Raw genomic sequence first — 19,787 nt, 5'->3', positions numbered from 1 at the left:
AGGCAAAGTCGGATCCTGTGTCAATCATTATGGGCTGATGCCAGAACAAGGAATGAAAGAAGGGAGCTAAACTGATATACTGCATGTAAGAAAAAATCTTACATCAATTACAGGAGGTCTAATGGCCCGGACGATGACAGTTGATGTTGGCGATGAACTGCGTGAATTTATCGATTCACTGGTCAAAGCCGGTGATTATCGCACCCAGAGCGAGGTAATGCGTGACGCACTGCGACTACTGCGTGAGAAACAGGCTGAATCCCGTCTGCAGGCGTTGCGTGATCTGCTGGCTGAGGGGATCAGCAGCGGCGACGCGAAGCCATGGAACAAGGATGCTTTCCTGATGAAGGTTAAAGCCAGGGCGGCAAATGAAAGGGATTGAGCTGACACCAAAAGCAGAAGAAGATCTGGATTCTATCTGGGACTACAGCTTCAGACAGTTCGGGGGGACTCAGGCGGATGAATATATTGGTAGGATAGCGGCGGTGTTTGACGTGCTGGCCACGCATAACATTGGAACTCAGCGCCCGGAACTGGGAGAGGATATCTACTCGCAGCCAGTGGAGAAGCACATGATCTACTTCGTGTCATCGTATGCAGTGGTCACAATCATCCGTATTCTCAGCCAGTCTCAGGATACATCACGACACGAGCCCTGGAGATAACGAAAGCTAAGAGAGATTGTTATTAATTCTTTAATATCAAATACTTAGTTCGTACAATCTATCTTATGTTAAATTTAGTCCGTCGTTCATTTAGTTCATAACAGGCCGCAGACTACGATTAATCATACACAGACATAATCTTTCATTTGGTTTAAAAAAACGCTCCCGGACGGGAGCGTAAGCCAGTGACTTCGGCGTCAAATGAGGGTCTGACAAGTGGAGCTGCGGGTTAATTCTGGGTGATCTGGCTGCGATGCTTTTCCGCCTCTTGCTGATGAATAACGGAAGACTGGCCATTATTCGCCTTCTCATGCACAACAGCGGCTTTCTCATGCTCGCTCATTTCGGAAAATGGCTTAGCAGTTTCTTGGGTGTTCTCAGGTTTGGCTTTCATCATTTTTTTATGCATTTCAGCCATGTCCTGATGGGCGGCAGAATTGCCGTTTTGCATCATTTCATGGGACATAGCGGCCTGATCGTGACCGCTCATATCCATCATTTTCATGCTCTCCCCCTGAACTGCACTTTTTTCAGCGGATGACTGCATCTGATGGGCAGGTGCCTGGGCATTATTTACCTGGTCATGCATGTTCATTGTCTCTGCAGCCATGGCGGATGAAGCGACAGCCATAATGGCAACAAATGATACGAGAATCTTTTTCATGGTTGGGTCTCCGGTGTTTACATACCCAAACAATCAATGGCTTATAACAGAGAAAGCAGTTGATCTCAGGGCGGGTTAATCATCACTCCAGGAACCAGGTGATTGTGTTATCACGCTGCTCCTGATTTATGAATAATTATAAAAAACCGCCTCTGTTTATCGCGTGACTGAATGATGACAATTTTGTCACCTTCCGGGTTTCTCCTGAACAACGGGATTAATCCATTAACAGGCGCACTTTGAACACAATTTCCCGCCCCTGCTGTTCTGCTGACAGCTCGCCGCCGTGAGCATGAATGATCGACCTTGTAATTGATAATCCCAGCCCCGCGCCTTCCGTGTTGTAGAACCTTGATGAGTCTGCGCGATAGAACCGGTCAAACAAACGTTCCAGATTAGCGGGAACCTGGCCGGACATCGTATTCGTAATCATCACGTTCACACAGTCACTGTCACGCTCAAGGTGTATCGCTGTACAGGTGTTATCGGGAGAATACTTGATTGCATTGGAAAGCAGGTTACTGAAAGCACGTCGCAGCATATCGCTGTCTCCGGCAACAACGCCCTCTCCTTCAACCGTGATTGTCTTTCCTGTTTCGTCTGCCAGGGGCTCGAATAACTCACGTAATTCATTCAGTTCGGCTGCCAGATCCACATCATGTTTATCCAGCTGCAGCAGACCATGCTCTGAACGTGCCAGAAAAAGCATGTCACTGGTCATTCGTGACAACCTTTTCAGTTCTTCCAGGTTAGCGAATAAAATTTCGCGGTAATGCGAAACATCCCTTTCCTTAGCCAGTGCAAACTGCGTCTGCATCATCAGATTACTGACTGGCGTGCGCAGCTCATGCGCGATGTCAGACGAGAAATCTGACAGTTTCCGGAATGACCCCTCCAGGCGATCGAACATATTATTGAACTCCTGCATGGTCTCAGAGATTTCCGGCGGAGCCAGATCGGGATTAAGACGCTGATCCAGGCTGTGTACGGTCATGGAGGAAGCCAGACTGGTCATTTCCCGTAACGGTTTCAGACCAATACGTGTGGTCAGCCAGCCCAGAAAAACAGAAATAAAGACCAGACCGATATTGAACCAGAACAGCCAGGTACTGAGTTTGTCCATAAACAGGGTGTGATACCCAGTATCCGTGGCAACCGTAATGATGAAATGTTTGCTTTTACCCTGTTCCGGCGTCACGGCAACCCGCCGCGAGATACTGCGGTACACGGTGTTATTTTCTTCCGTCTGGATCATATAGTCGAGAATATCACCCGACTTGTTAAGCAGGACCGCTGGAACAACAGAATTGTTGGCATAGAGTTCAACAATTTTTTCATTTTCCATGTTTTTTATAGAAATGAATAAGCCATTGTGCCCCACCATCGCATCGTTTATTTTTTCTGATAATGACTTAATATCCGTTTTGTTCCTGAACGTCTCTGTTTTAAGAAACTCTTCGGTGAGCTGAAGTTTACCTGTCAGAAAATCGCGGTCCTGATTATCGAAATAGCCATTCAGGGTGCTAATCAGGATAAAACTTGATAACCACCATACCGTAAGCATCACCGCAGAAAAAATCAGGCTCAGGCGTGTGGTCAGGGAAATTTTGAACCTCACTCTTCTCTGATCTCCAGGACATATCCGGCACCGCGAACGGTATGGATCAGTTTTGGCTCAAAGTCATCATCAATTTTACTTCTCAGACGTCTCACGGCGACATCAATCACATTCGTATCACTGTCAAAATTCATGTTCCAGACCAGGGACGAGATAAGACTCCTGGGTAACACTTCTCCGGTGCGTTGCAGCAGCAACTCAAGCAGAACGTATTCTTTACCGGTGAGATGGATCTTCTTCCCCGAACGGATCACGGTCCGGCGCACCATATCAACGGTCATATCGGCGATGGTGCAGACTGTTGCGGCCTGCGAGCGTGCCCGGCGCAGTAGGGTTCTTACACGTGCAACCAGCTCCGTAAAATCAAAGGGCTTAATCAGGTAGTCATCTGCGCCAAGCTCCAGTCCTTTCACTTTGTCCCGCACGTTGTCCTTTGCGGTTAAAAACAGGACCGGTTCTTCGTGCCCGGACTCCCTCAGTGCGCTGATGATTTGCCACCCGTCGAGGAAAGGAAGCATCACGTCCAGTATTATCAAATCATACTGTCCCTTCGACGCGGCCCCGAGACCATCGCGGCCATTATTAAAGAGATCGGCCTGATAGCCTTCCTCAACCAGTCCCTGCTGCAGGTAACGACCTGTTTTTTGTTCGTCTTCAACGATTAAAATACGCTGCATGGTCAACTCGCTGATATGAAAGTAAAAATCTCACGCATGAGCTTTGGCTGTCCCCTAGCTGACCTGAGACGGAGCAAGCATTCCGAGCCACGCTACGGCGCCCAAAATGATAATCGCAACAACGAATTCTGTCAGGATGCTGTTTCGCATCAGGGCAACGCTGCGATCATAATTCCCTTCCCTGACCATAACTTCAAGCCGGGGACCCAGGTGAAACCGGTTTGCTGCAGCCAGAAGAAGCATCAGAACAAACAGAGCCGTCTTGGCAAGCAATATCCTCCCCCAGGAACTGTTGAATAAGGGAGTTAAGTTACCCTCAGCAATATACAGATAGTTGACCAGCGCACTCAGGATCAGGGCTACAACAATCACCGTTCCTGCCGTGGCAAATTTTGCCAGGGAGTCAGATATCACAATGACGCTCTGTGCATTATGCTCGTTTCTGCGCATCAGCAGGATAGCAAATGCAACCAGAGCACCTGTCCAGGCACCTGCAGCGCCGAGATGGGTCAGATCGCTCAGTAAATGGAGATAGTAATGCAGACCGTCATGCATAACGGCGTGTCCTCCCCAGGCAAGTGTAGCCAGCGCCACGCCCCCACTCATCGTCATCAGCAGGCAGGACAATACTCTCTTATTAGTGTAAAGGAACAAAGCACCGAGTGTGGTAAACAGGGCACAGAGCCTGACAATCCAGCTAATACCCACATCAGTTTCTTCTATCACCATCTCGATAACATGGATGGATAATTCTCTGAGGTCAGTTACTCCACTCATGGCATTAGATACCAGGAGCATATTAATGCCAGTAAGAATGATGCCTGTAACAACAGCAAAGGTTATAAACGACCTGAAATTAGTCAGGTTATAGGTTTCATGTCTGACACCGCTTATTCCATATATCTGAAAAAATGGCAATCCAAATATTACCATCAAATCCAGATAAAGAAGAAAACGAATAACAATCATAATCAGGTCGTTCATAATATTACTTCACTGTAAAGGTGTAATTACCGGTAATAGGGTGCGTATCTGAAGAAACCGCGCGCCAGTCAACACGATAAGTGCCAGCGGGTAAAGGCTCTCGCGGAATAATGACCATCGATTTAGGGTCAGCGCCTGGCGCCACTTTTGCCGCGACCGGCATCGGAGAATGTGATGACATGCCTTTCATACCCGTCATCGTTAATTTTGCACCTGAGAATTTCACGGTCAGATTTTCCGAGAAATTAAGCTGAATCTTTTCCGGGGCCGCTACGGCTGAATCAGCCTGTGGCACAGAGCTTTTTAATTCCGGATGGGCCATAGCAGAGAAAGCAACGCCCATAACGAGGCCACCTGTAAGAATGGCTTTATTTAAAATCGACATTTTATTTACCTGTTTAGTTGAGTGTTTTATATCAGTGCGTTAAAACCAGATTCTGGCTCCCGCCAGGAATACTACCTGATGGTCTTTCTCACCTTCTCTTTTCGCCATATCGGATGTTTTCCCGTAAAGTTGATTCCAGGAAACGCCTATATAGGGTGCAAACTCACGGCGTATTTCATAGCGCAGCCGGAGCCCCAGCTCTGTGTCAGTCAGTCCCCTGCCGCGACCCCGCGATTCATCATCCTGACTGTAGAAATTCACCTCATAGGATGGCTGGAGTATGAGCCGGTTAGTCAGTAAAACGTCGTATTCTCCTCCCAGACGAAGGGCTGCTTTTCCGCCATTACTGACAAAACCCGTAATTTCAGACTCAAAATTATAGAGTGCCAGCCCCTGAAAACCGACAGCAGCCCAGGTCCGGGCAGAAGCAGGTCTGAAATCCTGCCTGACACCCGCAACCAAATCCCACCATGGGCCAACCGCATGTCCCCAGAGTAACTGCGCTTCAGCCGCCTCCGTTTCCCCATTGCTTCGTTCACCTTCACTCTTTAGCCAAATCCGATCTGTGTCGCCTCCAATCCAGCTGTTAACACTCCAGCTGAAATTGTTGGTGTTATCCGACCGTTGCCATTCCAGTTGATCCAGCAGAACCAGATAATTAATCGCACTGTCGTGAATCGCATGCCCCTGTAAATTGCCGAATGCAGCCTTCCGGTCGGCATCGGTAACAGGCGGAATTGGCGTTCTGCTCTCAGTTACAATGGGCTCCATTGACGTCATCTCAGTGAAATTCTCATCTGCTGGCATCTGCATGGCAGACATGTCGTGCCCGGCGTGGGGATCTGCAGAGACGGAGCCCGCCGCAATAGAAAGCTGTGAGGTAAAGAAACCGGCGACCAGAACAGGTATGGCCTTCAAATTTCTCTTCATTCGCATCATTCCTCCACCCGGACTTCACGAAACATTCCCATTTCCATGTGATAGAGCAAATGGCAGTGATACGCCCAGCGGCCAAGCGCATCTGCTGTCACTCTGTAACTGCGTTTTGTACCAGGGGGAACATCTATTGTGTGTTTACGAACCATGAAATTACCGTTTTCATCTTCCAGATCGCTCCACATACCATGCAGGTGAATGGGGTGAGTCATCATGGTATCGTTGATCAGCGTGATCCTGAGCCGCTCACCGTATTTCAGCAGCACCGGTGCGGCATCTGAAAACTTGATTCCGTTAAATGACCAGGCAAACTTTTCCATGTGGCCGGTTAAATGCAGTTCTATGGTACGGCCAGGTTCACGTCCGTCAGGATCCTCAAAGCGGCTTTTCAAATCCGCGTACGTGAGAACCTTTCTTCCGTTATTTCGAAGACCAATACCCGGATCATTTAATTTCGGAGAGACGCTCATCGCCTGCATATCAACCAGTGGGTTATCCGTTTCTGACGCAGGATGACTTTGCATACCCGGCATTCCGGCCATCCGGGAATGATCCATACCGGCCATGCTGCTGTGATCCATGGGCGCGGAGGATGTCCCGCTATCCGGAAGGTCAGCACCGTCCATAGACATCATCTCTCCGCTGTTATCCATGCCTCCCATCTGGCTGTGGTCCATTCCTGCCATATCATGTCCCATTCCCCCCATACCCATATCTTCCATGGTCAACAGAGGACGGGGATCGAGGGGGGGAACGGCAGCACTTAACCCCTCTCTCGTGGCCAGTGTCCCTCGAGCGTAACCGGTCCTGTCCATGGATTGTGCGAAGATGGTATAGGCCTCACCCTGAGGCTCCACAATGACATCATAGGTTTCGGCAACGGCAATCCTGAATTCGTCAACGGTAACCGGGTTTACATACTGGCCATCTGCAGCCACGACCGTCATTTTCAGCCCGGGGATACGGATATCGAAATAGGTCATTGCCGAGCCGTTGATAAACCGTAAGCGTATCTTTTCACCGGGACGGAACAGTCCGGTCCAGTTTTTCAGCGGGGCCTGCCCGTTCATGAGATAGGTGTAGGTGTAGCCACTGACATCCGCGAGGTCAGTCGGATTCATTTTCATTTCAGCCCACATTTTCCGATCGGCAATGGTGGCTGACAGCCCCCTGGTATTCACGTCGCGGAAAAAAGAGCCAACGGTTGGTTTATTGAAATTGTAGTAATCCGACTGTTTTTTTAATTTTTTCAGCAGGCTGTGAGGATTTTCATCGGTCCAGTCAGACAACATGACCACATGCTCACGATCGTAAGCAAACGGTTCTGGCTCCCTGGCATCGATGATAATGGCACCGTATACCCCCTCCTGTTCCTGCAGACCGGAATGGCTGTGGTACCAGTAAGTCCCGTTCTGCTTAACCTTAAAGGTGTAAACGTAGGTATCATCAGGCTCTATGCCCATAAAACTCAGCCCCGGAACACCATCCATATTGGCCGGAAGAATAATGCCGTGCCAGTGAATGGACGTCTGTTCATTAAGACGGTTTTTGACCTTCAGGGTAATGGTGTCACCTTCTTTCCAGCGAAGAACGGGCCCCGGCAGGCCTCCATTGATTGTTTTGGCCTGACGCTCACTGCCCGTGATATTGACGGCCGTTTCACCAATGGTCAGGTCAAACTGAGTACCCTGCAGGGATGCGGCAACTGGCAGGCTCAGACTGGAACGCGCATTGAAACTCCATACGCCAAGACTTCCGGCTACGCCAGAGAGGGTTAACCCCTTCAGGAAAGTTCGTCGAGACGTTTTCAACAGCATGCGCATTCCCTTATTTAAAGTATGGTTACTGACAGAATTCGAGAACCGATTTAAATTAAATTACTGGTTCATCCACTTACAATGAAATGAATCTAGCACACCTTAAGAAACAAATTCATTACAATCGTGTAATGTACATAGCTGTATTACATTTACGTCATCTTCCCCACAGGTTGATTATTTTTATATATGATCATAAGGACATCTTTTATGTACCTCAGAAGGTAATTACACATGAATATATTAATCACGACCACTGCGTTTACAGCTTTATTTTGTGGGGCAGCTTTTGCTCAGTCCAGTGATATTGCCCATGAAGCACATCGATTTGTTAATAATGCCTCAGCCGTCAGTCATGTGAATTCCTCGACGCATGAAAACTTACCGGACAGGGTTAATAAAAAGTAAGCGTGCAGCGAGAACCGTATTGACGGGGATGTGTTATTCAGTTGGCAGTGCTACGCGCCAGGGGAGTAGTTCGCTGACCCGGTTTATCGGCCAGTCCGCTATGACGTTAAGGACGTGACGGAGGTAGCTTTCTGGCTCCACTCCGTTCAGTTTGCATGTCCCGATCAGGCTGTACAGCAGCGCTCCCCGCTCTCCTCCATGATCCGAACCGAAGAACAGGTAGTTTTTGCGGCCCAGGCTGACCATCCGTAGCGCATTCTCAGCTATGTTGTTATCTGCCTCGGCCCAGCCGTCGTCAGTATAGTAAGCCAGCGCCGGCCACTGGTTCAGTACGTACGTGAACGCTTTCGCCAGTTCTGAGTGTCGCGACAGCGTTTTCACCTTTTCACGCAGCCAGCTTTCCAGGGATTTCAGCCGCGGTTTAGCTTTTTGCTGACGTTCTGCAAGGCGTCGCTTCGCCGGCATTCCCCTTATCTCCGCTTCAACGGCATACAGCTCGCCGATACGCTTCAGGGCTTCATCCGTCAGCGCCGACGGTGTGCGGACGTGCACATCGTGGATTTTACGGCGGGCGTGAGCCCAGCAGGCGGCTTCCGTTATCTGGCCATCGCGGTACAGCTCGTTGAACCCGGCGTACGCATCGGCCTGCAGCACACCACTGAACCCTGCAAGATGGGTCTGAGGGTGGATGCCTTTTCTGTCCGGGCTGTAAGCGAACCACACCGCCGGCGCGACTGCTGATCCAGCGTTGCGGTCATCACGAACATACGTCCACAACCGCCCGGTCTTCGTCTTCTTATTGCCCGGCAGCAGCACCTGGACCGGGGTGTCATCGGCATGGAGTTTACCGTCGGTCAGGACATAGCCCTGAAGCGCCTCTTCCAGCGGTGACAGCAGCCGGCAGCATGCATCCACCCAGCCCGACAGCAGTGAGCGGCTCAGCTCCACACCCTGGCGGCTGTATATTTCTGACTGCCGGTACAGCGGGGTATGTTCTGCATACTTTGAACTCAGCACGCGGGCCAGCAGCCCCGGTCCGGCGATACCCCGCTCGATGGGACGTGAAGGCGCGGGGGCCTGCACGATGGCATCGCACTGAGTACAGGCATGCTTTTCACGTACTGTCCGGATAACCCGGAAGGCGCTGCGCATCAGCTCCAGCTGTTCGGCGGCATCTTCACCCAGGTAACTCAGCGCGCCACCACATTCCGGGCAGCATGACGCTGCCGGCAGCAGCCGTTTTTCGTCACGGGGAAGTGATTCAGGGAACGGTTTGCGGGTACGGGTCTGCCGCAGCGGGCGCTGCACGGCCGGGTCATCCACCCGGCCGGTAAGGGTATCGCTTTCTTTCTGCAACTGCTTAAGGTCGGCTTCCATCTGCGCGATACGGCGGGAGACTTTTTCGGAGCGGCTGCCGAAGTTCATCCGGCGCAGCTTATCCAGTTGCGCCTGCAGGTGATCTATTTCGCGTTCACGCTCGTTCAGCTTTTCCAGAAGGGCACGGTTCAGCGCCTCCTGTTCGGCAAGGAGACGTTTCAGTTCATCGATATCGTCAGGAAGTAAGCTGTTCATACCGGGTATATTACCAGGCTCATTCAGCGTCGACCAGGATAAAGAGGCCTACAACATAGTCAGTGACGTAAGCAGTCTTTTAGGCTGCCGCCAGTCGATACCTTCAAGGAGCATCGCCAGCTGTGCCGGTGTGAGGAACACTTTGCCATCCCGGGCTGACGGCCAGGCGAAGCGGCCGCGCTCCAGCCGTTTGGTCAGCAGACACAGTCCATCGCCGGTAGACCAGAGGAGCTTTACCTGACTGCCATTACGCCCACGGAAGATAAAAACGTGACCTGACATCGGATCGTCTTTCAGCGTCGTCTGCACCTTTGCCGCCAGGCCGTTGAAGCCGTTTCTCATATCGGTGATGCCAGCGACCAGCCAGATCTTTGTCCCTGATGGTAATGGGATCAACGTTTGAGCTCCCGTATCAGCAGGTTCAGGATATTTTCGCTGATGGCACCATTCAGACGGAGTGATCCGTGCCGGAACGTCACTTCACAGCTGATATTGAGTGATTCAGGTGCCGCAGCAGCTACAGGTTGTGACCGGGGGGAGGTTGCAGGGACAACATCTTCGGTATCAAGTGTTATCGGGAGCAGCTCAGGCACGTTGTTTTCTGTTGTTGAAGGAGGACGTAGTTTTCCTTCGCGCCAGTACTGGCGCCACTTGAACAGCAAATTATCGTTGATCCCATGCTCACGAGCGAGTTGCGCTACGGAGATCTCTGGTCGATGCGAGAGTTCAACCATTTTGATTTTGAACTCAACGGGATAATTAGGGCTTTTTTTACGCACTGCGGTTAATGATTTCATGGATAGCGTCCACCATATTTGGTGTCCACTATCCTCTCAGGAATATCAGGATCTGCCAGACGGTGCTGAGACGACGCTTACAATAAAAACAACACGCCCTCATTCTCTGAAATGAATGAACATGAAAGGGCCATTGTTGCTCATTCATTTATGAACAACAGCGCGTCCTATGCGCATCAGAAAATGATTGAGGAACATAAAAAAATGCTGTCCGGCAGTGATGCAAATTCAAAGACCTCGTCTTCTTCTTTTAACGAACTGAATGCCGGAGAAAAAGCCGCTCTCGTGCATGAGCAGGTCAATAATGCCGGTGCGGAAGCACATCAGACGCAGGCAAGAAAGCTTCGCGGGCTGTATTCGACCAGGTAACTGCAGGCGGGTTAGTGCTTAGCGTCAGGTGCGCAGCAGGGCTTTACTGACGGGTTACGTAGCAGGACATGAGCCCCATATTGCTCTGCCGTAACCTGTTTCAGTCCCGTTAATCATCACCGTCGGGCTGGTCATACAGTTCCCAGAGCTTCAGGAGCAAACGGGAAACAAGATATGTTACAAAAATGACGACCATCAACGGTGCTCCCGATTAACTGACAGATGACACGCCTCCTGAAAACCCCTAGCATACGCCGCAGTGTTCATGCTAACGGCGAATTCCAGTAAATGTATTCTACCGATGTCGTAAAAGAAAATGCCTACCTTTCAGCCACCCGCTCGGGGCTGGAATCGAACGAGATCGCTACTCTTCAGCGCTCCTTGCCTTCCCGGTTTAATCTGCGGCATTTGAAAAAAAATGAATCATTAAAACTCGTACTGCAAAAGAAAGCGGGAAAATCACGTGTCGTGGCCTATAAATTTACGTCCGGTTCATTTAATTACACGGCGTATCGTATATCAGATAAAAAGTTCTATAACCTTTCCGATACTTCCGGGAAAGGCAGTCTCGATTATCCGTTACCGGCCACAGCAAGACTCAGTTCGCCTTTCAATCCTGCAAGACTTAACCCGGTATCGGGAAAAGTGAGTCCCCATAATGGCATTGATTATTCCATGCCCATGAACACGAAAATAGTCAGCGTCATCGACGGAAAAATCACCCGGGCCGAATACAACAGTACCATGGGATATTTTGTTGAAGTAACGGGAAAAGCCGGTGTTAAAACTCGCTATCTCCACCTCAATAAAATACTCGTTACTAAAGGGGCCAGGGTTACACGGGGAGGTGCTATTGCGTTATCCGGTAACAGCGGACGTTCATCCGGTCCTCATCTGCATTACGAGCTGGTCATCAATAACAACCCTGTTAACTCTCTGGCGTTCCGGGCAGCGGCACCCGCTGATAACAAACTCGAACAGCATGCCTTTGCGCATGTCAGAGACTACGAACGATACCTGGACTGATAACGGGACCGCGACGCGGCCCCGTCTGCCGGATTAATTTTTTTTATCGTTTTCACTTCCGTGATGTTGATGATCTGATCTCCATGCCCTCCGTGGCCGTGGAAAAGATGCATTAGCGGGCAGACCAGCAATAACAGATATGGCCAGTAACCTGCCACATGTGACCAGTGTTCGCGCAGGAGGGCAAATGCCGCGATCGCGGCGACAGCAATAAGCGCATAGGTGGTACTTTTCATACTGGACTCCTTCTGTTCGTAACTGACCCTTCACTCAGTGTTATTTCCCGAGCCTGACACTTTTCAGACGCAACGCATTCACAATGACGCTGACGGAGGAAAGAGCCATGGCCGCCGCCGCAATAACTGGCGACAGCAGTATTCCATACACAGGATAAAGCAGACCTGCAGCCACAGGCACGCCAAGTGCGTTGTAGATAAATGCAAAAAACAGATTCTGTCGGATATTTTTCATGGTGATCTCTGACAGATGACGGGCCCTGTTCAGTATCATCAGGTCGCCTTTGAGAAGGGTGACTCCGGCACTTTCAATTGCCACATCTGTACCCGTTCCCATGGCTATGCCCACGTCAGCCGCTGCCAGCGCCGGGGCATCATTTACACCGTCCCCCGCCATCGCAACCACATGACCAGACGCTTTCAGTCGGGTTATCACTGCTTTTTTGCCGTCAGGCAGAACCCCGGCTTCAACCTCATCTATTCCCAGTTTCCGTGCGACTGCTTCAGCAGTAAGCTGGTTATCCCCGGTGAGCATAACAATGCGGATCCCCGCCTGACGCAAAGCTTTAAGCGCATCCGGCGTGGTTGCTTTCACGGGATCCGAGATAGCTATCAGGCCTGCAAGGTACCCATCTGTGGCCACATAGATAACGGTAGCGCCTTCCATCCGCAACGTATCCGCAACGGCCTTTTGATTATCAATAACGATACTGTTTTCCTGCATAGCCAGTTCATTACCAATAACAACCCGTTGACCTTCAACATCGCCTGAAACACCTTTCCCCGACGGAGCATTGAAATCACTGACTGCGGGTATCATGATCCCCCTGTGCTGGGCTGCCCGGACTACAGCCATACCCAGCGGATGCTGCGAGCCTTTTTCCACTGCGGCCGCTACACGTAAAAGAGATGCTTCCCCACCCGGATTGAGACTGATAATCCCTGTCACCGTCGGCGAACCTTCCGTGAGCGTGCCTGTTTTGTCGACAACCAGCGTGTCCACTTTTTCAAGACGCTCAAGGGCTTCGGCATTCCTGATTAACACCCCGGCCTGGGCTCCTTTGCCCACCCCCACCATTATCGACATCGGCGTGGCCAGCCCCAGCGCGCAGGGACAGGCAATAATCAGGACCGACACAGCCGCAATGAGACCGTGCGCCATCCTGGGCTCGGGCCCCCAGACAGACCAGATCATGAAAGCAACAACCGCGATAAGTATCACCAGAGGAACAAACCAGCCTGAAACGCTGTCAGCCATTCTCTGGATGGGGGCCCGCGAACGCTGTGCATCAGCGACCATCTGAACAATTCGTGAGAGCATCGTTTCATCACCGACTTTCTCTGCACGGATGATAAGACTACCTGTCTGATTAATGGTCCCCCCGATGACAGGGTCACCCTCCGTTTTGGTAACAGGCATAGATTCCCCGGTCACCATCGATTCATCAACGGTTGTTTTGCCTTCGACCACGATACCGTCGACCGGAATACTCTCTCCAGGTCTGATGCGGAGCTTATCGCCAGGCAGGACATCTTCCGCATTAATATCCGTTTCATGACCGTCTTGATCCAGCCGCCTGGCGGTTTTGGGGGCAAGGTTAAGAAGCGCAGTAATGGCACCTGAGGTTTGTTCCCTTGCCCGCAATTCAAGGACCTGTCCCAGCAGAACAAGCACCGTAATAACAGCTGCGGCTTCAAAATAAATGGCCACCAGGCCATCCATGTTTCTGAACGATGCAGGAAACCAGGAGGGGAAGACGGTTGCAATGACGCTGTAAACCCAGGCTACGCCGGTCCCCATTGCAACAAGGGTAAACATATTCAGGGAGCGGTTACGTAACGACATTCCGGCCCGGGCGAAGAATGGCCAGCCACACCACAAAACGACAGGAGAGGCCAGAAGTAACTGCAGCCATGTGTTGTACTGTGGCGGTACTGTATTCCTCAAAGCGGGAAACAGATGAGAACCCATTTCGAGTATCAGAACCGGAAACGCCAGCAACAACCCCAGCCAGAAGCGTCTTGTCATGTCGCGAAGTTCATCACTCGTCCCCGTGGATGCCGTAGCTACGAGCGGCTCCAGTGCCATTCCACAGACAGGACAGCTTCCGGGACCACTACGGCGTATCTCCGGATGCATCGGACATGTCCACACACCTTCAGAAATCTCTTTCTCCGCCTGGCGGTGAGACTGTTTTATCTTATCAGGGCTGACTTCATGGTGGTCGTGGTGATGGTGATGTTCACTGGCATCTTCGGTAAAATAATGATCGGGATGGGCTTTAAATTTGCTCTCACAGCTGGCGGAGCAGAAATAAAGCTGATGGTCCTGGTATCGAATGCTGCTGTGCGCCTTGTCAGGCAGGATGACCATCCCGCACACGGGATCTCTCACCTTATGCAATGCGTGACTCTCGTCCGGGGATGATGTCTGCTCAGAAGCAGTCTGGTTGTTATGTTCCACTGCATTGTCATTTTTCACAGTAACTCTCCTTATGCATATCTGAAGCATTTTCTGTCTTCAGGATATGTCATGGATGCGATTACCACGAATGCCGCCGGCATAAGAGTGCCTGCTGCCGGCGTCCCGTTATCAGCCGTTCCGCTGACTATTCGATTCGCTGGAAGACTTTTTTACTGCCCTCCGGTGAGAATGCGATAACATCGTAAGCCTCTTTTCGGGCCCCCATCTCCATTCCCGGACTTCCTGCTGGCATACCGGGGGTGGCGAGACCGTATATACCCGAACCAGACTGCATGGCCTTATGTATCGTTGCCGCAGGCACATGGCCTTCAATGATCAAATTACCTACAACCGCGGTATGACAACTTCGTAGTCCAGCAGGAACAGCATGCTTTTCTTTCAGGGCTGACAGCGCCTGATCATTCATGACGTGAGTTCGCACTTCGAACCCGTCTTTTTCCATCGCCTTGCCCCACAGGGAACAACAGCCACAGTTTTCAGATTTGTACATATCAATGACTTTTTCACTCGCCATTGCAGGCAGTGACAGGCCGAGAGCCAGGGCCATTAGAACCACTTTTTTCATACTCACCTCTGTATATTATCGATATAAACCCTGACGCCAGGGTGAATCAGTGCAGAAGGACGCCCACTGGGGGCGCCCTTTCAGGGTTATGACACGCTTTTTTTATGTCTGCGCAGCCAGATTAATTTGTAGGCGGCAGGAATAATGAACAGGGACAGCAGCGGAGCCGTGATCATCCCACCAATCATTGGCGCAGCAATACGGCTCATGACTTCTGAACCTGCGCCGGTTCCCCAGAGTATTGGCAGCAGACCCGCAATGATCACCGCCACGGTCATGGCTTTCGGCCGGACACGCAGTACGGCACCATGATAGAGGGCTTCATCAAGACCTTCCGGTGTGAACGTCTCTTTACGGGACAATTCCGGGTGCGCTTCAATGGCATGACGCAGATACATCAGCATGACCACGCCAAACTCTGCTGCCACCCCGGCCAGGGCGATAAACCCGGTTCCGGTCGCCACTGACATATGGAAGCCCTGCCAGTACAGGAACCATATTCCGCCAACCAGGGCGAACGGCAGGCTCATCAGGATCAGCAGGGCTTCGTCAACCCGGCGGAATGCCAGATACAACAGGATGAAAATGATCATCACCGTCATCGGCACCATCAGCTTCAGTTTCTTGTTGGCATGCTCAAGCAGTTCAAACTGTCCGGAGAATGCCACACTGGTTCCCGGTCTCAGTTTCACTTTCTCGCTGATGGCCGTCTTAATGTCGTTAACCACCGACACCATGTCCCTGCCGCGGGCATCAACATAAATCCAGCTGGCTGGCCGGGCATTTTCGGTTTTCAGCATGGTTGGTCCAGAAACGACGTTAATATCCGCGACATCGCCCAGCGTGATCTGTTGCTTCATCGGGGTCAGGATCGGCATCTGTTTCAGCGCCTGCGGACTGTTCCGGTAATCCTGCGGGTAGCGAATGTTAATAGGGTACCGGGCCACCCCTTCAACCGTCTCACCCACCATAGCACCTCCGATTGCTGAAGAGACGAACAGCTGGACATCACCTACCGTCATCCCGTAGCGGGAGGCTTTCTCCCGGTTGATATCGATATCGATGTAGCGCCCGCCCTCAAGTCGCTCAGCCAGGACAGACACCACGCCAGGCACGGCTTTGGCTACCGCCTCGATACTCTGCGCCGTCGCGTCGATATCGGACAGAACAGTCCCGGACACTTTGATACCTATCGGGCTTTTGATCCCGGTTGAGAGCATATCAATACGGTTACGGATAGGCGGCACCCAGAGGTTTGCCAGACCCGGTAAACGGACTGTCCTGTCGAGTTCATCAATAATCTTGTCAATTGTCATGCCGGGACGCCACTGATCCTCTGGTTTGAGCTGGATCGTGGTTTCCACCATTTCAAGCGGTGCGGAATCCGTTGCGGTCGCTGCTTTACCGGTCTTGCCAAATACAGAGGCCACTTCAGGAACGCTTTTGATTAACTTGTCCGTCGTCTGCAAGAGTGCTGCAGCTTCTGCCGGAGAGACGCCCGGCAGGGTCGACGGCATATACAACAGGTCGCCCTCGTTAATCTTCGGCAGAAACTCGCCACCCACCTGACTCAGTGGCCAGATAACGGTGAAAATAGACAAGGCCGCAACCAGCAGGGTTGTTTTTGGCCAGTGGAGAACCCGCAGCAGCAATGGATGATACGCTTTGATCAGCACCCGGTTCAGGGGGTTACTGGTCTCGGCAGGAATTTTCCCCCGTATCCAGAATCCCATCAGGATCGGAATGACAATGATGGCCAGCACGGCCGCCCCCGCCATGGAGTACGTTTTCGTGAATGCCAGCGGGCCAAACAGACGTCCTTCCTGACCTTCCAGGGTAAAGATAGGTATAAAGGACAGGGTGATGATCAGCAGGCTGATAAACAGTGCGGGTCCCACTTCCACGGAGGCGTCGGTAATCACCTTCCAGCGGGTGGCGTTGTCAATCTGCTCACCCGGATGCTGATGATCCCATTCCTCAAGCCGTTTGTGCGCATTTTCAATCATCACAATGGCGGCATCCACCATCGCGCCGACGGCAATCGCTATCCCTCCCAGCGACATAATATTGGCGTTCAGTCCCTGGAAGTGCATGACGATAAAGGCGATACACAGGCCAAGCGGGAGAGAGATAATCGCCACCAGGGCAGAACGTACGTGCCACAGGAACAGGGCACAGACGATGGCCACAACGATAAACTCTTCCAGAAGTTTATGGCTGAGGTTATCAATCGCCCGGTCGATTAACTGGCTGCGATCGTAGGTGGTCACGATTTCAACGCCTTCCGGCAGGCTAGCCTTCAGTGTCTCCAGTTTATCCCTCACTGCCGTGATTACGTCGCGCGCGTTTTTACCCGACCGCAGGATCACCACGCCACCAGCGACTTCCCCCTGGCCGTTTAGTTCGGCAAGACCACGCCGCATTTCAGGCCCGGTCTGCACGCGGGCAACATCCCGCAAATAAACCGGCACGCCGTTCTCGCCCGTTTTCAGGACGATGTTATTAAAATCATCAATGCTCTGAAGATAACCGCTGGCGCGGACCATATACTCCGCTTCGGCTATTTCAACGGATGAACCACCGGCCTCCTGGTTAGACGATTCAAGGGCCTGTTTCACTTCGGGCAGGCTGATCCCATACTGGGACAGTTTTACCGGATTGACCTGAATCTGGTACTGTTTCACCACGCCCCCAACCGAGGCTACCTCAGCCACGTTCGGGATGGTCTTCAGCTCAAATTTCAGGAACCAGTCCTGCAAAGAACGCAGTTCTGAAAGGTCGTGTTTTCCGCTGCGATCGACCAGGGCATATTCAAATATCCAGCCCACCCCCGTGGCGTCCGGGCCGATTTCAGAGCTCACACCCGCAGGCAGTTTGCCCTGAACCTGATTCAGGTATTCCAGCACGCGTGAACGGGCCCAGTACAGATCGGTGCCGTCTTCAAAAATGACATACACATACGAATCACCGAACTGTGAAAAACCACGCACGGTTTTTGCGCCAGGTACGGACAACATGGTAGTGGTAAGCGGATAGGTGACCTGGTTTTCTACAATCTGTGGGGCCTGTCCGGGATAGCTGGTTTTAATAATGACCTGCACATCTGACAGGTCAGGCAGGGCATCGACCGGCGTGTTAATAATCGTCCATGTGCCCCAGATGCTGAGAAACAGGGCACCCATCATGACCAGGAAACGGTTGGCGACAGAGCGCCGGATAATCCATTCAATCATCGTCGTCTCCTCAGTGCCCTGAATGCATATTTACAGGCTGGTCAGACATTGCTGGCATACTGTTTTCTGTTTTTTCAGGGTGGCGCATACGTTCCAGCGCGCCCGTAATATTGGCTTCGGAGTCAATGAGGAACAGGCCACTGACCACCACGGTATCGCCTTCATTCAGGCCGGAGCCAATGCCGGACTGTTGCTGTGATTCATGCAGCACCTGGATCTGTTTCGGCACAAACTTGCCTTCATTATCGACAGTAATCACGCGCTGTTCTTTACCGGTATCGATAACGGCCTGGCTTGGTATCAGCAGCATATCCTGGCTCCGGGTATTCAGTTTCAGGTAGGCATTCATGCCCGGTTTAAGAAACTCATCCTTATTGGAAACCTGGAGACGGACCTGAAGCGTACGGGTTGTCTGGTCCACGCTGGGAAGAATGTTCCATTTTTCGACATGGAATGTTTTATCCGGATAAGCCGGTACCGAAATTTCAAACTGCGACGTATCTTTAAGCAGATAGGCGATAGATTCTGGCACTGCAGCGCTGATCCAGACCGGATCCATCCCCTGAATCTGAGCCACTACTTTATCTTTCGAAATATTCATTCCGGTGCGCAGGTCAAACGCAGTAATGACACCATCAATAGGTGCTTTAATGGAAAAACGGGTCTGGATTGTGCGGGTTGCACGCAGCCTCTGAACATCCTCTTCCGGCATGCCAGCCAGACGAAGTCGCTCCAGCACCCCTTTTATCTGGGTTGGCGTACCGCCTGTACCGGATAGCAGCAGGAACTCACTTTGTGCCTCAACCCATTCAGGAATGGTGATATCGATAAGCGGAGTGCCTTTCTTCACATGATCGCCAATCGTCAGGGGATACACTTTTTCGACGAATCCGTCAGAGCGCGCCTGTACAATGACAAACTGATACTCGTTGTAACTGACATTAGCCGGAATGGTCTGAGTATAATTCAGCATCCCGCGCGTGACTTTTTGTGTTTTTAATCCCAGGTTCTGAACCTGCGTTGGATCAATACGGATCCCGCCACTGCTTTTCTCGGCGCTTTCATCAGCATATTTTGGCAACAGGTCCATATCCATAAAAGGCGATTTTCCGGGTTTATCAAATTTGGTATCCGGTTTCATCGGGTCATACCAGAAAAGAACCTTTCGCTCCGGTGCCTTTTGTTCTGTTTGTACTGTTTTTTGTGATGAGTTGATATACTGCCAGGCAGTAACCGATATCAGGCCTCCTGCTATGAGGCTGCTGATAATTATTGCAGCATATTTTATCTTTAAAGAAGCCATACAATTTCTCGCTGAAAAATCAAAACACCTGGCATATGCGCCCGATC

General features: G+C 51.4%; 17 protein-coding genes and 3 pseudogenes. 5 read left to right on the top strand and 15 right to left on the bottom strand.

All coding sequences use genetic code 11. The features are described 5' to 3' along the window. Positions 1 to 121: 121 nt before the first annotated feature. Positions 122 to 382: a type II toxin-antitoxin system ParD family antitoxin gene (locus AB182_RS01445; RefSeq protein WP_007374405.1), complete on the top strand. Its 261-nt coding sequence runs from the start codon at positions 122 to 124 to the stop codon at positions 380 to 382. After that, a complete protein-coding gene (locus AB182_RS01440; RefSeq protein WP_047368850.1) occupies positions 369 to 665 on the top strand; it encodes a type II toxin-antitoxin system RelE/ParE family toxin in 297 nt (98 codons plus the stop codon). Before AB182_RS01445 ends, AB182_RS01440 begins: the two co-directional genes overlap by 14 nt. Positions 666 to 894: 229 nt before the next feature. On the opposite strand, the gene AB182_RS01435 is transcribed toward AB182_RS01440, so the two are convergent. The 7 genes from AB182_RS01435 to pcoA form a co-directional block, all read right to left on the bottom strand. Next, positions 895 to 1,329, bottom strand: coding sequence for a hypothetical protein (locus AB182_RS01435; protein WP_007374421.1), 435 nt, complete (start codon positions 1,327 to 1,329; stop codon positions 895 to 897). 217 nt (positions 1,330 to 1,546) lie between these two features. Then, entirely contained in the window at positions 1,547 to 2,947 is a 1,401-nt protein-coding gene (gene pcoS, locus AB182_RS01430; protein ID WP_007374420.1) for a copper resistance membrane spanning protein PcoS, read from the bottom strand. Next, a complete protein-coding gene (gene pcoR, locus AB182_RS01425; RefSeq protein ID WP_001188930.1) occupies positions 2,944 to 3,624 on the bottom strand; it encodes a copper response regulator transcription factor PcoR in 681 nt (226 codons plus the stop codon). Before pcoR ends, pcoS begins: the two co-directional genes overlap by 4 nt. 54 nt (positions 3,625 to 3,678) lie before the next feature. Continuing rightward, positions 3,679 to 4,557 carry a copper resistance inner membrane protein PcoD gene (pcoD, locus tag AB182_RS01420; RefSeq protein WP_229692861.1) on the bottom strand — a complete coding sequence of 293 codons (879 nt, stop codon included), beginning with the start codon at positions 4,555 to 4,557 and terminating at the stop codon, positions 3,679 to 3,681. Positions 4,558 to 4,612: 55 nt separating this feature from the next. Then, positions 4,613 to 4,993 (bottom strand): copper resistance system metallochaperone PcoC, encoded by a 381-nt coding sequence (gene pcoC, locus AB182_RS01415; RefSeq protein WP_000025662.1) that lies wholly within the window; start codon positions 4,991 to 4,993, stop codon positions 4,613 to 4,615. A gap of 39 nt (positions 4,994 to 5,032) precedes the next feature. Next, entirely contained in the window at positions 5,033 to 5,923 is an 891-nt protein-coding gene (gene pcoB / locus AB182_RS01410; RefSeq protein WP_171861965.1) for a copper resistance outer membrane transporter PcoB, read from the bottom strand. A gap of 5 nt (positions 5,924 to 5,928) precedes the next feature. Next, positions 5,929 to 7,746, bottom strand: coding sequence for a multicopper oxidase PcoA (gene pcoA / locus AB182_RS01405; RefSeq protein WP_000925242.1), 1,818 nt, complete (start codon positions 7,744 to 7,746; stop codon positions 5,929 to 5,931). 234 nt (positions 7,747 to 7,980) lie between these two features. On the opposite strand from pcoA, the pseudogene AB182_RS31690 reads away from it, so the two are divergent. Continuing rightward, positions 7,981 to 8,148 (top strand): annotated as a pseudogene (locus tag AB182_RS31690) (PcoE); the annotation flags it as partial. 39 nt (positions 8,149 to 8,187) lie between these two features. Here the strand turns inward: AB182_RS31690 and tnpC are convergent. From tnpC to tnpA, 3 genes are read right to left on the bottom strand one after another with little or no spacing between them, the layout of a single operon-like run. Beyond that, positions 8,188 to 9,726, bottom strand: a complete 1,539-nt coding sequence (gene tnpC, locus AB182_RS01400) for an IS66 family transposase (RefSeq protein ID WP_008786790.1) — start codon at positions 9,724 to 9,726, stop codon at positions 8,188 to 8,190. Between the two features lie 48 nt (positions 9,727 to 9,774). Then, the gene (tnpB, locus tag AB182_RS01395) at positions 9,775 to 10,122 is read right to left on the bottom strand and encodes an IS66 family insertion sequence element accessory protein TnpB (RefSeq protein ID WP_000612626.1); all 348 of its coding nucleotides are present in this window, start codon (positions 10,120 to 10,122) and stop codon (positions 9,775 to 9,777) included. Then, the gene (gene tnpA / locus AB182_RS01390) at positions 10,119 to 10,523 is read right to left on the bottom strand and encodes an IS66-like element accessory protein TnpA (RefSeq protein ID WP_000839182.1); all 405 of its coding nucleotides are present in this window, start codon (positions 10,521 to 10,523) and stop codon (positions 10,119 to 10,121) included. Before tnpA ends, tnpB begins: the two co-directional genes overlap by 4 nt. Positions 10,524 to 10,595: 72 nt before the next feature. Between tnpA and AB182_RS01385 the strand changes: the two are divergent. Continuing rightward, positions 10,596 to 10,892: pseudogene (locus tag AB182_RS01385) on the top strand (copper resistance protein); the annotation flags it as partial. Between the two features lie 288 nt (positions 10,893 to 11,180). Next, a complete protein-coding gene (locus AB182_RS01380; RefSeq protein ID WP_000287502.1) occupies positions 11,181 to 11,918 on the top strand; it encodes a peptidoglycan DD-metalloendopeptidase family protein in 738 nt (245 codons plus the stop codon). A 33-nt stretch (positions 11,919 to 11,951) separates the two neighbouring features. Here AB182_RS01380 and AB182_RS01375 read toward each other — a convergent pair. The 5 genes and pseudogenes from AB182_RS01375 to silB form a co-directional block, all read right to left on the bottom strand. Then, positions 11,952 to 12,154 (bottom strand): annotated as a pseudogene (locus tag AB182_RS01375) (DUF2933 domain-containing protein). A 40-nt stretch (positions 12,155 to 12,194) separates the two neighbouring features. Then, entirely contained in the window at positions 12,195 to 14,666 is a 2,472-nt protein-coding gene (silP, locus tag AB182_RS01370) for an Ag(+)-translocating P-type ATPase SilP (RefSeq protein ID WP_139153684.1), read from the bottom strand. A gap of 97 nt (positions 14,667 to 14,763) precedes the next feature. Next, on the bottom strand, positions 14,764 to 15,204 hold the full coding sequence (locus AB182_RS01365; protein WP_002436620.1) for a DUF411 domain-containing protein: 441 nt from the start codon (positions 15,202 to 15,204) through the stop codon (positions 14,764 to 14,766). An 86-nt stretch (positions 15,205 to 15,290) separates the two neighbouring features. After that, positions 15,291 to 18,437 carry a Cu(+)/Ag(+) efflux RND transporter permease subunit SilA gene (gene silA, locus AB182_RS01360; protein ID WP_047368847.1) on the bottom strand — a complete coding sequence of 1,049 codons (3,147 nt, stop codon included), beginning with the start codon at positions 18,435 to 18,437 and terminating at the stop codon, positions 15,291 to 15,293. A 10-nt stretch (positions 18,438 to 18,447) separates the two neighbouring features. Next, on the bottom strand, positions 18,448 to 19,740 hold the full coding sequence (gene silB, locus AB182_RS01355) for a Cu(+)/Ag(+) efflux RND transporter periplasmic adaptor subunit SilB (protein ID WP_047368846.1): 1,293 nt from the start codon (positions 19,738 to 19,740) through the stop codon (positions 18,448 to 18,450). Positions 19,741 to 19,787 lie beyond the last annotated feature (47 nt).

The sequence above is a fragment of the Phytobacter ursingii genome (genome assembly GCF_001022135.1).
Taxonomy (GTDB): Bacteria; Pseudomonadota; Gammaproteobacteria; order Enterobacterales; family Enterobacteriaceae; genus Phytobacter; species Phytobacter ursingii.
This window is presented reverse-complemented; position numbering and strand designations above follow the sequence as displayed.

Excerpts from the sequence above, each read along its gene's own strand:
- AB182_RS01445 (WP_007374405.1), top strand. The coding sequence starts at position 122 with ATGGCCCGGACGATGACAGTTGATGTTGGCGATGAACTGCGTGAATTT.
- AB182_RS01440 (WP_047368850.1), top strand. The coding sequence starts at position 369 with ATGAAAGGGATTGAGCTGACACCAAAAGCAGAAGAAGATCTGGATTCT.
- AB182_RS01435 (WP_007374421.1), bottom strand. The coding sequence starts at position 1,329 with ATGAAAAAGATTCTCGTATCATTTGTTGCCATTATGGCTGTCGCTTCA.
- pcoR (WP_001188930.1), bottom strand. The coding sequence starts at position 3,624 with ATGCAGCGTATTTTAATCGTTGAAGACGAACAAAAAACAGGTCGTTAC.
- pcoD (WP_229692861.1), bottom strand. The coding sequence starts at position 4,557 with ATGGTAATATTTGGATTGCCATTTTTTCAGATATATGGAATAAGCGGT.
- pcoC (WP_000025662.1), bottom strand. The coding sequence starts at position 4,993 with ATGTCGATTTTAAATAAAGCCATTCTTACAGGTGGCCTCGTTATGGGC.
- pcoB (WP_171861965.1), bottom strand. The coding sequence starts at position 5,923 with ATGAAGAGAAATTTGAAGGCCATACCTGTTCTGGTCGCCGGTTTCTTT.
- pcoA (WP_000925242.1), bottom strand. The coding sequence starts at position 7,746 with ATGCTGTTGAAAACGTCTCGACGAACTTTCCTGAAGGGGTTAACCCTC.
- tnpC (WP_008786790.1), bottom strand. The coding sequence starts at position 9,726 with ATGAACAGCTTACTTCCTGACGATATCGATGAACTGAAACGTCTCCTT.
- tnpA (WP_000839182.1), bottom strand. The coding sequence starts at position 10,523 with ATGAAATCATTAACCGCAGTGCGTAAAAAAAGCCCTAATTATCCCGTT.
- AB182_RS01380 (WP_000287502.1), top strand. The coding sequence starts at position 11,181 with ATGTATTCTACCGATGTCGTAAAAGAAAATGCCTACCTTTCAGCCACC.
- silP (WP_139153684.1), bottom strand. The coding sequence starts at position 14,666 with ATGCTTCAGATATGCATAAGGAGAGTTACTGTGAAAAATGACAATGCA.
- AB182_RS01365 (WP_002436620.1), bottom strand. The coding sequence starts at position 15,204 with ATGAAAAAAGTGGTTCTAATGGCCCTGGCTCTCGGCCTGTCACTGCCT.
- silA (WP_047368847.1), bottom strand. The coding sequence starts at position 18,437 with ATGATTGAATGGATTATCCGGCGCTCTGTCGCCAACCGTTTCCTGGTC.
- silB (WP_047368846.1), bottom strand. The coding sequence starts at position 19,740 with ATGGCTTCTTTAAAGATAAAATATGCTGCAATAATTATCAGCAGCCTC.